Source organism: Mycobacterium sp., from assembly GCF_035570115.1.
Classification (GTDB): Bacteria; Actinomycetota; Actinomycetes; order Mycobacteriales; family Mycobacteriaceae; genus Mycobacterium.
In genome coordinates, this window is record NZ_DATMLH010000329.1 from 1 (window position 1) to 11,725 (window position 11,725).

Annotated in this window: 12 protein-coding genes and 1 pseudogene; 7 read left to right on the plus strand and 6 right to left on the minus strand. The window is 62.9% G+C overall.

Annotated elements, in window-relative coordinates; translation table 11 throughout:
• Positions 1 to 180 precede the first annotated feature (180 nt).
• Genes VNW74_RS30885 through VNW74_RS30895 form a run of 3 tightly spaced genes read right to left on the minus strand, consistent with a single transcriptional unit; the run spans position 181 to position 4,074 of the window.
• Complete coding sequence (locus VNW74_RS30885) at positions 181 to 2,592, minus strand: TOTE conflict system archaeo-eukaryotic primase domain-containing protein (protein ID WP_325684042.1); 2,412 nt, start codon at positions 2,590 to 2,592, stop codon at positions 181 to 183.
• A complete protein-coding gene (locus VNW74_RS30890; RefSeq protein ID WP_325684044.1) occupies positions 2,585 to 3,490 on the minus strand; it encodes a nucleotidyl transferase AbiEii/AbiGii toxin family protein in 906 nt (301 codons plus the stop codon). The genes VNW74_RS30885 and VNW74_RS30890 overlap by 8 nt, the downstream gene beginning before the upstream one ends.
• Positions 3,487 to 4,074: a type IV toxin-antitoxin system AbiEi family antitoxin domain-containing protein gene (locus VNW74_RS30895; protein WP_325684046.1), complete on the minus strand. Its 588-nt coding sequence runs from the start codon at positions 4,072 to 4,074 to the stop codon at positions 3,487 to 3,489. The genes VNW74_RS30890 and VNW74_RS30895 overlap by 4 nt, the downstream gene beginning before the upstream one ends.
• Before the next feature lie 460 nt (positions 4,075 to 4,534).
• Between VNW74_RS30895 and VNW74_RS30900 the strand changes: the two genes are divergently transcribed.
• The 4 genes from VNW74_RS30900 (at position 4,535) to VNW74_RS30910 (ending at position 6,390) form a co-directional block, all read left to right on the plus strand.
• The gene (locus VNW74_RS30900) at positions 4,535 to 4,825 is read left to right on the plus strand and encodes an alpha/beta hydrolase (RefSeq protein ID WP_325684048.1); all 291 of its coding nucleotides are present in this window, start codon (positions 4,535 to 4,537) and stop codon (positions 4,823 to 4,825) included.
• Between the two features lie 75 nt (positions 4,826 to 4,900).
• On the plus strand, positions 4,901 to 5,755 hold the full coding sequence (locus VNW74_RS30905; protein WP_325684050.1) for a ketopantoate reductase family protein: 855 nt from the start codon (positions 4,901 to 4,903) through the stop codon (positions 5,753 to 5,755).
• Positions 5,713 to 5,856: a GrpB family protein gene (locus VNW74_RS32030; RefSeq protein WP_414686827.1), complete on the plus strand. Its 144-nt coding sequence runs from the start codon at positions 5,713 to 5,715 to the stop codon at positions 5,854 to 5,856. The genes VNW74_RS30905 and VNW74_RS32030 overlap by 43 nt, the downstream gene beginning before the upstream one ends.
• A gap of 186 nt (positions 5,857 to 6,042) precedes the next feature.
• Positions 6,043 to 6,390, plus strand: a complete 348-nt coding sequence (locus VNW74_RS30910) for a nitroreductase family deazaflavin-dependent oxidoreductase (RefSeq protein ID WP_325684061.1) — start codon at positions 6,043 to 6,045, stop codon at positions 6,388 to 6,390.
• A 64-nt stretch (positions 6,391 to 6,454) separates the two neighbouring features.
• Here VNW74_RS30910 and VNW74_RS30915 read toward each other — a convergent pair.
• Positions 6,455 to 6,616 (minus strand): annotated as a pseudogene (locus VNW74_RS30915) (IS3 family transposase); the annotation flags it as partial.
• Between the two features lie 118 nt (positions 6,617 to 6,734).
• Between VNW74_RS30915 and VNW74_RS30920 the strand changes: the two are divergent.
• Positions 6,735 to 7,106, plus strand: a complete 372-nt coding sequence (locus VNW74_RS30920) for a hypothetical protein (RefSeq protein WP_325684052.1) — start codon at positions 6,735 to 6,737, stop codon at positions 7,104 to 7,106.
• A 165-nt stretch (positions 7,107 to 7,271) separates the two neighbouring features.
• Here the strand turns inward: VNW74_RS30920 and VNW74_RS30925 are convergent, their stop codons facing one another.
• Together VNW74_RS30925 and VNW74_RS30930 are read right to left on the minus strand one after the other, a co-directional pair.
• The gene (locus tag VNW74_RS30925; RefSeq protein ID WP_325684053.1) at positions 7,272 to 8,234 is read right to left on the minus strand and encodes a zinc-dependent alcohol dehydrogenase family protein; all 963 of its coding nucleotides are present in this window, start codon (positions 8,232 to 8,234) and stop codon (positions 7,272 to 7,274) included.
• A 224-nt stretch (positions 8,235 to 8,458) separates the two neighbouring features.
• Positions 8,459 to 8,908: a hypothetical protein gene (locus VNW74_RS30930; protein ID WP_325684055.1), complete on the minus strand. Its 450-nt coding sequence runs from the start codon at positions 8,906 to 8,908 to the stop codon at positions 8,459 to 8,461.
• Positions 8,909 to 9,043: 135 nt separating this feature from the next.
• On the opposite strand from VNW74_RS30930, the gene VNW74_RS30935 reads away from it, so the two are divergent.
• Positions 9,044 to 9,919, plus strand: coding sequence for a helix-turn-helix transcriptional regulator (locus VNW74_RS30935; protein WP_325684057.1), 876 nt, complete (start codon positions 9,044 to 9,046; stop codon positions 9,917 to 9,919).
• Positions 9,920 to 10,070: 151 nt separating this feature from the next.
• Complete coding sequence (locus tag VNW74_RS30940) at positions 10,071 to 11,096, plus strand: zinc-dependent alcohol dehydrogenase family protein (RefSeq protein WP_325684059.1); 1,026 nt, start codon at positions 10,071 to 10,073, stop codon at positions 11,094 to 11,096.
• Positions 11,097 to 11,725: the final 629 nt, after the last annotated feature.

Sequence of the window (11,725 nt, forward strand, 5' to 3'; positions counted from 1 at the left end):
CACGTGTTTGGCCACATCAGCCTTTGCTGGTCTATCCGGATCAATCACGATCTCGCTGCTAGGGCTGGACTTAGCTTAGTAATTAGTTGAGGGACAAGTGTTGCTAGATCGGCTCGAAAATCCGCGAAAACGCGACATCGACCGAAACCTCGTGTCGGCTGTGCTGGCCGGCGAGGCCTATCAGAGCAGTGTTTTGGGGTCGGGGAAGCCCAGTTTGGTGTAGCCGGGCGCGCGTTTTCGCAGCGAAGAGGCGAGCACTGGGGTGAGTTCATCGTAGTAGTCGTGCACGGTTGCGGTGGTCTTGGCGGCGTACGGCCGGGTGATGCGCCCGACGTATTGGACGAGTCGGTTCTTGAACGTGATTGGGGCGGCGAGAAACAGCGTGTCCAGGGCCGGGCAGTCGAATCCCTCGCCAATGAATGAGCTGGTGCCGACGATCAGCAACGACCCGGCTTCGGTGGTGTGGTTGGCGAGTTGTTCGGAAATCTCGCGGCGCTGTCGCGCCTTCATCTGGCCGCTCAGCACGACGACATCTTTGCCGGCGTTTTGAAGTCGTCCGGCAATGGCGTTGAGGTGATCGATCCATGTGGTGAGGATGAGTATGTTGGCGCCGTCGGCGTGAGCGGAGAGGACGTCAGCGATGATCTGCTCAAGCCGGGCCTCGTCGGCAATGAGGGCTCGGTAGATCTCGGCCATTCCGCCTGGCGCACTGGGATCGGCTTTCCCGGTGTAGCGGAACTGGGTGGGATGGACGTATAGGACGGGGTGCGGTGCGAGCAGATCGGCGCCGACTGAGGGAAGTTGGCCGGCAGTCTGGCCTTCGAGGGTGACGTGATGTGACCCGAGTTGGTGGTAGATGAGGTCTTCAAGCCCGTCGCGGCGTTCAGGTGTAGCGGTGAGCCCGAGCCAGTATTTTGCGGGTATTCGATTGAGGACGTGGAAGAACGCGCTGGCGGCGATGTGGTGGCATTCGTCGATGACGACGAAACCGTAACCGGCGGTGAGAGCTTCGATGTTGTCGCGGCGCGCGAGGGTGGGTAGCAGTGCAATGTCGATGATGCCGGTGGTTTTGGATCGCCCGCCGCCGATCTGTCCGCACTTGAATCCGAGATGCTTCTGTAAGCGGTCACGCCATTGGTCGGCCAGTGCTTTGCGGTCGACCAGAATGAGGGTCGAGGTGGCGCGGGAAGCGATGGCGGCGCAGGCAATCACCGTCTTGCCCAAGCCAGGAGGCGCGATCAGCACGCTGGTGTCTTCCTCAATTAATCGCAAGACTGCGTCGGCTTGTTGGGACCTGAGCTCGGTCGAGCAGATGAATTCGTGACGGTCACCGATGTTGCGCTGGTCGTCGATGTGCAACGTACTTTCCGCCGACTCGACCAAGTCGGTAAGCAGCCCGTAGAGGCCACGAGGCAGCACAAGATCGCCCTCGACTGTCTCGTCGTAGCTGTGCAGGAAGCGCGGAGTGTCCCAGGTGCTGCGTCGAGCGCGCTGGCGAGCATCAAACTCGGGATTGCGGATGGAGGCTGCGTGTTTCACGGCTGCGATCATGGCCGGACCAAGGTCGTTGGCGGTCAGAGTGATTCGAGATCTGAAGGTTGCCCGGATGATCGCTGCCGGCCTTGGCACGATCTTGGACGAGGTGGGTAGCTGCAGCCGGCGCACGTGATGGCCGAATTGTGGATCGGGCAGGGTCCGCAGGAGCGCGGCAACATTTTTGTGCGATAGGCGCGCGATGCTGGACAGGTAGGCCCATTGGTCGTCGAAGGGTTCCAGCGTGGCCGGGTCGAGGAACAGCGTTGTGCCGTGCTGTCGGCGTTTGCCGTTAAGGGGAGCGGCGATGAGGTTGCCCATCCCGCGGCCGGTGTGAATATCTTGGGAGGGAAACAGCCGGTCGTAGCTGCTGAGGTGCATGCTGCCGCGGAGTTGGAAAGCCTCGCCGAGCAAGCTAGTCGCGATGCTGCGAGCTGTTGCCGCAGACGTGGCCTGTGCGAAAAAGACCCACACGTGCGCACCTCGACCCGACTGCGACACCTCTAGGGCTGCCGGAACATCGTGGGCTCGTGCGGCTTTCATATAAGCCAGCGCATCTAGCATCGCGGCCTCCTTGTCGAAGTCAGCCGCGACCCACCAGCAGGTGTCATCGTCACCAAGCGGATACAGGCCTAGATGAACCTCCCCGCGCAGGTGCTGAGCGACGACGTCTGGAGTCAGTGGAAGATACGGTGCGTCGGCCCGGTTCATGCCCTTGCGCCAGTAGCCGCGGATGGCTGGCATCCAACCGGATCGGCCGTCGCGGCGGTTCTCCCATCGCAGCGCGTAAACGTCGGAGCGACAACGAAACAGATCGAGGAAGAAGCGGACCTTAGCTTCGGGCACCGACCTCATATTGACCGGTGACTCCGGCGTGCCAGAGAGCGTGGCTTGATCCGGATCCGCCGCTCGCGCCTGCTCTTCGCTGAGCTTCAATAGGCGACGCAAGCGCACATTGTCGGCATGCAGCGTCTCCAACTCGCCCGGGAACCGCTCCTCCACGATCACAGTGTGCCGCCCATGGTGTTCGTCGGCCAGCGAGTAGGGGCCCTCAGTCAATCCACAAACGCGTCGAACCGTTCCACGTTGTTGTCGGCGTTGCCGCGTCGATGAGTCGATCGGCGAACGCGAGGACCGCCTGCACCACGGCGGCGAATTCCTGTGGTAGCGCAGCGCCATCGGGTCCGAGGCCGGCTCTATAGGCGTCGTACGACCCTCGCCTCAACTCGATCAGGTCTCCGATCACCGACGACAGCGCTACGACATCAGTGCCGCGGTAACTGGCAGTTGCGATCAGCGCGTCGCGAGCGGCCGAATGCGAGATGTCTCGGTCGCCGGTGAGGGTGTAGATGTCGGCGTAGTCGCGCACGCGGGTGTTCGCTGGTCCGAGACTTATTGCGGTGGCGATCTTTTCGGCGAGCACCGTCTCGAGCGGATAACCGAGGATTCGAATCGGTGGATGATCCGGCCGTAGCGCGGGTAGGTCGATTTGTTGAGGTGCGGGAGTGACCGGGTCGCCGAAGTTGACGTCCAGACGCAGCTTAATGACCGCAGACGCGATTCCGCAGTCCATCGCGACGCGCACTCCCGAGTACAGGTCCTCGTCGCGGACCACGCGCGACGTCACCGTGTGAGTGCGGTATTCGACCCCGTCGTCGGGTATTGATTGCTCGGCGATGGCGACGATTCGCGCGACGACAGTCGCTTCGTCGTTGGCGAAGTTTCGTGCCAACGCATCAACGTCAGCGGTCGGCCGGCGCGCGTCGAACGCCGCCAAGAGGATCCCGCCTTTGAGCACGAACTGCTCGGCGTATGGCGAGAGTGCCAGTCGCGCAAGCCAGCGCTCGACCACGTAAAGGGTAAGCAACTCTTGGGTAGGACGGCCCTCGGCACGGGCGCGGCGCTGCAGATCCAGGTAGGCGCGTCCGGCCGCAGTACTGCGCGTCGGACGGCTCATTCCGCAGTGGCCACGTCGAGCGCACGGCGTACCGGTCCCGCCACATCAAACGTCGATGACAGCCGTAGCAACTTCGCTGGTGCCGCATCACGTCGGCGCAGGTACCGCCGCATCGCGGCGAGTGCCAGCGACTCGCCAAACCGATGCCGCAGTCGCATCAGGTCGATGACCGTCCGGGCGGGAGTGTAGATCCGTACCCACTCTCCTGGCGCCGCCTCCAGCCGTGATAACTCAACTTCGAAAGTATTGGCAGCAAAGCGAAATACCTCTGTTGGTGGATATGCGATCCGCGGTGGGCGGTGCCCAGTAGGCACGGCAATCTGCACCGCGGGCGGGAGCTCGTCGCTCAGTTCGTGAACCGCCGCGGCCGACCGACAACACACGATTGCCACCGCGGATCGGTACGCAACTGCCAGCAGATCCGGCTCACTGGCTAGCGGCGCGTCGGCACGTCGAAAAACCCCGCGCGACAATTCCACGACGTCACCACTGTCACGCAAGGCATATAGCACTCGCGGATGCACACCACGAGCCAAGGCGGTCGCGGTCGTGAATGTATCGGGCAGTTCTTGAAGCCCTGACATGGATGAAAGTGTCGCACGCACCCACGTTAGGTGCAACACTTTTATCCACAAACCAAGGTCACGCGACGACGGCCGACCGCGAACGCGCGGGCGGCACACGACGGGTTGGCCACGGATTTGGACACGGAACGTGGTCGAACCGATGCGAACAAGCGGGACGGGGCGAGACAGGTCGGACGTCTGAACGTCGCTGAAGTGCAGGTATGAGACCGAGTACATCGGAGGAGACCGCCACACTGTCCCCGCTACTAAATGACAACGGCCTCGGAGACTTCTCCGGGGGCCGTTTTCATGCCGCTTGGCCACAGATTTGGCCACATTAGCTAGAGTTACTAATTAACTGACCTGTGCCTTTCGGCAACTGGATCCAGCCCGTTTTGCCCACGATAGTTCGGAGCCCTTTGCTCTACCGGAAACCATCGCCGTCAACCCCTGGTGCGTACGCTACGCCCGCCAGCGCGTGCGCACCGCGCGCGTCGAAGAATGGGCGGCCGCTTGGCGCACGATGGCCCGCCTCGACGTCGTCGAGAAAGCCAAAGCATTCGGCAAACCGACCTTGATCCTCTCCGGCACCAAAGACCTGTCCTCCACCCCAGAGGTCGTGAAGTACATGCTGACGTCCTACCAGACTGCAAAATTCGTCTCGATCGAGAACGGTACGCACTTCATGCCCATGGAGCAGCCTCAACCCGTAGCTCAAGCTCTCGTCGACTTCCGTCGCGAGGTCGATGTGGGGCCTGTTTTACCCTGACACAGCCACATTCGGCGAGTGTGCGCGGTGATCTGACAGAGCAAGCAATTTCGCGGTGCTGGTATTGGTGGAGAGATGCAGATCGCGATTATCGGGCCGGGAGGTATCGGTAGCACGTTCGCTTTTCAGCTGTCCGAGGCCGGTCACGATGTGACTGTCGTCGCGCGTGGCACCCGACTCGAGCAGTTGCGCGCCGCTGGGGCGATCGTCACCGTGGAGGGCGAGCGCGCGGCTGTCCACGTCAGTGGCGAATTTGATACGACAACGGACTGGGATCTGGTGCTGGTCACGGTCCTGGTGTCGCAGGTTGACGTGTTGCTGCCCGCGCTGAGCGCCAGCGCGGCCAAGTCCGTGATGTTCATGTTCAACACCTTCCGATCGCTGGATCGGCTGCGCGACGCCGTCGGAGCGCAACGCTTCGCGTTTGGCTTCCCAGCGATCGCCGCAGGCCTCAACGACGGCCGGCTGTCATCGACGATCCTTCGCCGAGGAATGCTGACGACGCTTTCAGATCCGGTCTGGGCCAAGGCTTTTACCGACGCGGGCCTTCCCGCGACAGTGCATCCGGACATGGAGAGCTGGCTGCGCACCCATGCCGCGGCCATGGTGCCCATGGTTATCGCCGGCAGCACCGCGCTCCGACGTGGGACCGGTATCTCGCGGGCAGAAGCGGCCAGGTTGGCCCGCGCCATGAAGGAAGGGTTTGCGCTGGTGCGCCACCTCGGTAACTCCGTCACCCCCGCACCTATCGCCATCATCAGCCGCTGGCCGGTGCCGGTGTTGGCCGCGTTGCTCTGGACCCTCACAAGGCTCGGCGCGTTCACCAGAACGATTGCCCTTGCGCCCGCCGACGAGCCGCGCACGCTGATCGATGAGATGACCTCCGCATGGCCGGGGCACACGCTCGCGCTGCTCGCGGTCAGACCTTGAGACTCAAACGCGCCCTCGCCGCCAAGCACACCGACAACCGCGAGGCCTACACGGCAGCGAAGAGCGACTTCATCCGAACTGTCCTCGATCGATCGACATAGCTCCCACTAAACGATCCCGCGACACAGGCCAGAACCTCCCTGGCAGCTCACGCCGGGGCGAAATTTCTCCACGGAACTCTGTCCGTTGTGTTGGCCGGTTCCGCGAGCTGTGGTTGGTTTTGATCAGCTGCCGTGACCCAGGGAGCCGGTGGCTGCGCCGAAAGCGAGACAATGATTGTGAGCGGTATGCGACTGATGCGGGTGATGGCGAAGTTCAACCGGCGGGCCACCAACAAAATAATCGGCTTATTGGCGCCGTACCTGCCTCCGTGGGGGGTGCTCATCCACCGAGGCCGTAAGTCTGGTATCGGGTACCGCACGCCGGTGGCGGTCACAATTCGTGACGGCTCGTTGATGGTGCCAATCGGGTACGGGGAGGAGTCGGACTGGCTGCGCAACCTCCTCGCGGCCGGCGCCGGCCAGGTGATGCACCGAGGTAAGACCCGGGCCTTCACCAATCCCCGTGTCGTCGACCGGGACGAGATCGGCGGATGGGGCCGGATCAAGCGGACCTTCGTCGCCGACTTCGTCTAACCGGGTTCGGCGCCAGGACTCGCCCCGAGACCGATCCCGCCAAACGCCGGCGCGCCTACCCATGCCCGTGTGCCCAGTCGGCCATTGCACCGCAAGCTAATTCAGGGCCATTGTCACAACGCAACACCGTTGGATAAGTGCCACGCTGGCCGCCCTGGCGGTCCAGTTCGGTGATCAGATGCTCGCTGGTGATGCTGCGCTCGACCATCCCACTCAGACACTCACGCTCCCTCGTCTGCTGAGCCGTGCCGCCAGACGGTCTGCGCCATGAAGATGTGACGATAACGGCCGCCAGTCCGCTGGCCCATTATGCCCGGCTTCTCACGGCCTCAGGCAGGTAGAAATTGACCAGCCGGAGTGGAGGACGCATCACCGCCGACACCACCCACGCCGTGCTCGGCGAGAACACCACCCGATCGATGCTCTACGTGGTCATCACGCGCGGCCGCGAAACCGACACCGCCTACATCTACCAACGGGCCACCGAACAGGAATATGGCCTTGGCCCGCTGCACGGCGCGCATGTCATGGACCGCGGCACCGCTTTCCACGCCGGTCGTCTCGCGCGCGCCATCATCGCCAACCACGACCAGCCAATCACTGCACATGAGGTCGCTGCCCAAACCCACAGCGCCGCACTGCCTGAACGCGTGCGCCGCGTCCACGATCGCCGCGCATCCATGCTCCAGCGGCGACGGGCAACCTACCAAAGCTGACAAGCAGATGCGCAGAGCTTCGCCCGGGAGATGACCATCGCACGAGAGCGCCACAACAGCCGCAGCCGAGTCCATACCGCCGTGCAGGATCGAGATATAGCAATGCTCAGTTGGCGGCAGGACGGTCTATGCGAGCTTGAGCGTAACGTGCTGTGCTTGGGAGTGTTACGCCACTTTCAGCAGGATCTTGCCGCCACGGAGGAGATGCTGCACCGCGTCCTGGATATGCTCGAGGGGGTACACGCCCGCCACGGGGACAACAAGGCTGCCGTCGGCCACCAGCGGTGCCGCCTCACGAATGACAGGCACCACCTTGTCGCGGTAGTCGAAGTCGCCGACAAAGAATCCGCGGACGGTGAGGTGCTTGCCGACCAGTGTCGAGGTGTCGACCCACATGGGTTCGTCCCTGGCCCACGAATAGCTGACCAACCATCCACCGTCGGACAGCAATTCGAGCAGCCGCGCCACCCCTGGACCACCGACGGCTTCCACTGCCAGCGCCACTCGCGCGTCGCCGATCACTGCTCGAACATCGCCGACCGCATCGGGGTCATCGACGTGGACCACGTCGGCCCCGGCCTCTGTGAGCTCGGCGAACGTTGCGTCGTCACGGGCCAGGTTGATCGTCCTCAGTCCACGAAGTTTGGCTAGCGCGATCAATGACCGTCCCACACCGGAGTTCGCGGCGTTCTGAACCACCCAGTCACCGGGCTGCAGGGGGGTGCATTCACTGAGCATCAACCCTGCCGTCGGGGGGTTGCTGCCCAGCATCGAGTACTGCTCGATGCTGCCGCCAGCGGGAAGTGCGAACAGGCCGTCGGCGGGCACGACGAGCCGCTCACGCCACGCGCCGGCATACAGGGGTAGCACGACCAGATCGCCGACTTGAAGTCCATCGACCTCGGCGCCAGTGGCAAGCACGCGGGCGACCCCCTCTGCGCCTGCTATGTGGGGCAGGGGTGGTCGCGCCAGCATGCCGGTGACAACCAGTAGGTCGTGTTTGTTCAACGGCGAGACCTCAACGCTCACCAGAACCTCATGCGGACCCGGTGGCGGCGGCTCCTCGATGTCGACGACGCGCAGCACCTGTGCGGGGTCGCCGAACTGTTCCATCTGGATGGCGCGCATATCAATTCCTCTCGATTCGAAGGTCAGGCAGCTGTGGAGGACCATCCGACTCCGCTGTGATACGTAGCGTAAGGCAATGAGTCTGAGCCGGAAGGTCTACGCGCCGCTCCCTCCCTACGCCGACGAACGGCGGTTCGCTGACGCGTGCTGCGACGAGCTTGATACCAGTAAAGAAAATTCTCACCGGTTCGTGCGGCTGAGATTTCGGCGGTGCGTAGAAGTTTTTACGCGTGGTGTACGCGGAGTTCGATGGCTTTGACGCTGTTGCCGAATGCCTTGGCCAGTGAGCGTTTTCCGACGGTGCCGAGCACGCCGGCGACAATCCGTCCCTTGAGGTTCTTTCCTTCTCGAACGAGCACGACGTCGATCTCAGTCGTTCCGTCGGGCTGGGGTGTGAGGGTGTAGGTGTGACCAGATGCGCCGCCGAAGAGGTTGGAGTCAGTGGTCGTGAGTACGACGTGGTGCGGATTGGACCAGTCGTAGTTCAGTCGTTCCCACACGCCGCCCGAGCCTTCGGTGACATCGGCCCATTGTGGGCCGAGACCGTGGACCTGGAGGTAACTGTCGGCGCTGTTCTTGAATAGCTCCGACCTTCCCGGCCCGAAATCGGTGAGTCCGGCGATGAACTGCTCGGGTGTCGCGGTGGTCGTCTGGTGGAAGTGGATGGTGGCCATGAGTTTTCCTCTCAACAGGTGGTTCTCGTCTACGACCGATCCAGCGCCATGCCTTTGCTACGAATTCCGGCAAGCGGGTCAGGAGCCAGACCCAATCGATGGTGGTATCGGCGGGGACAGCTTTACGATCGACGGGTGGCACAAGAGGCCAGCGCGCTCGGTGAGTACCTCCGCGCCAGGCGCGAACGGCTGCTTCCGGAAGACGTAGGGCTGGCGGCGACTAAGCGGCGACGCGTAGCGGGTCTACGCCGCGAGGAGCTGGCAACGCTGGCGGGCATCAGCGCGGCCTACTACTTGCGACTCGAGCAGGGCCGCGCCACCAGCCCATCCACTCAAGTAGTGGACGCGCTTGCGCGGGCTCTTCGGCTCGACGCCAGATCCACGCGGTATCTTCACGACCTGGCAGCTCCGGCGGGACGAGATTTTCCCGATCCCGACGTATCGGGACACGCACTTGCGGAGGTGATTGATCAATTCCTGATGCCGGCCGTCGTGGTCAACAGGTATCGCGATGTCTTGGCGGCGAATCCGATAGCGCGGGTGCTGTCACCGGAGTTCACGCCAGGAAAAAATATCGTGCGCTGGCGACTACTGGACCCTGCGGCCAAGGAGATCTACGTCAATTGGGACGAGGCGACGGCAATCGCGGTCAATGCGCTGAGGGAACTCAGCGGTCAGTATCCGTCGGATCCCGGCATGCGGGCGTTGATTGCCGAATTGTCAGATGCCAGTCCACGTTTCCGCGAGCTATGGGGTTGTGCGGACGTGGGGGACCGCCTGGGAGTCCACCATATTCGCCATCCTCGAGTGGGCGACCTTCATCTCTACCGCCACCGGCTCGACGCACACTATCCCGGCGGGGATCACATCCTCATCTATCGCGCCGAAATCGGGAGCGACTCTGCCAGGGCACTGGGGGAGCTGCGGTCGCTATGTGATGCCCAGGCGCTCGCGCTGCCCGGACTGAATTCCGAGTCGGCGGTAGTGGACGTTTCGGCTCGAGACAACTGAAAAACCCAGTCGACTAGGACTACATCCACGCCGCTCTAAAACCCATACCTGGTCGATGGCGCGGCGCTCGCCCGTTGGCAGACGTGGGAGTCAGCAGGTCATACCGCTGCATAAGCACACGGCCAGCATGAATCGAAGGGACTGATTGGTCATGACGATGCAATCGATGCGGGCTGTTGTCGCCGGCAAGGTAGGCGAACCGTCCGAGGTTTTGAACCTGCAGACTCGCCCGATCCCGGAGCCCGGTCCCGGCCAGGTACGGATCCGGGTGGCAGCGGTGCCTGTCGAGGCCAGCGATCTGCACACCATCCGCGGCAGATACGGATTCACCCCGGAGTTCCCGACCGTGCCCGGAATCGAGTCCGTCGGTGTGATCGACCAACTCGGCAGCGGCACAGACGGTCTGACCATCGGTCAACGTGTCGTCACGATCGGCGTCACGGGCACCTGGCAGGAGTACGTCGTTGCCGATGGCTCGCGGGTCTTGCCCGTTCCGGCGGCCATGAGCGATTCCACGGCCGCCCAGCTTCTCAGCAATCCGCTCACCGCCGTGATCTTGACCGGTGACGTGCTCGATGTTCAGCCGGGTGAATGGCTCCTGCAGACGGCGGCGGGTTCCACCGTGGGCCAGTTGGTGATCCAGCTCGGTGCGCACGTCGGCTTCAAGACGCTTAACGTGGTCCGCCGTCGATCCGCTGTCGAGGGCATCCTCGCGCAGGGGGGCACCGCGGTGATCTGCACGGAGGATGAAGACTTGCGCGAGCGGGTGGCCGACATCGCCGGCCAGGAGGGCGTGTCCAAGGCGATCGACTGTGTCAGTGGACAGGTGGGTGCGGACGTGTCACGTGCGATGGCACCCGACGGTGAGCTGGTCGTCTACGGTGCGCTGTCCACGCACCGTCAAACCGATCCCAACAAGCTCACGATTCCCGTCTTCGCGCGTTCACTGATCTACGAAACAAAGATCGTTCGGGGGTTCTGGTTGTTCCGCTGGTTCACCGAGACCCCGACGGATCGGATGGCCGCAGTGATCGACCGGACGGTTCAGCTCGCCGACAGCGGAGTGTTACGCGTGCCGGAGGGCCAGCCGATCCCCGTCGAAAAGTTCAGTGACGCGGTCTATTTGGCCGAAGCTCCCGAACACGGGGGCAAACCACTACTCGTATTCAACCCGTAGGAGGGCTCATAACCCAGAGGTCGCAGGTTCGAATCCTGTCCCCGCTACTAAATGACAACGGCCCTCGGAGACTTCTCCGGGGGCCGTTTCCATGGCGTTTGGGAACACGTTTGGGAACATTAGCGACGGTAACGGTCTCGTACGAACGGATGAGGAACGTCCGCGACGACAAGCACACGGTGGCCACGGTGAAGATCTGGGCCCTTTGGCGGCAGCCGAGAAGGTCGCTCAGATTCTGCCGACGCTCGATGTCGAGGGATTTCTTTACTGGTCTGCCAACCTGATCGACGGCTCGACTAATCTCGCCGGGATGCTTGCCGAACAAATCGAGCGGTCGACAGGTGTCGGTATCAGAAAGACGCTCCGCAATGCCGCGGTCCTGCGTCATCGACACCCTGGAGTGCCCTAGCTGATCGGCGCCGATCGCTGACAGTCCCTCGTCGTCAATCAAGGTCGCCACGGTCTTGGGAAACTGTACGTGCTCACTTCGGTGACGCCCAGCTCATCGCGCCCTGCTTCCCGAAGTTGTTCGGGTCGCGCAGCGTGCCCGCAGCGGATGGGAAGATCACGGTCTGTTCGCAGAGATATGGCCGGCTACGCCGATCCTGAAGCGTGTCGATCGCGAAGCG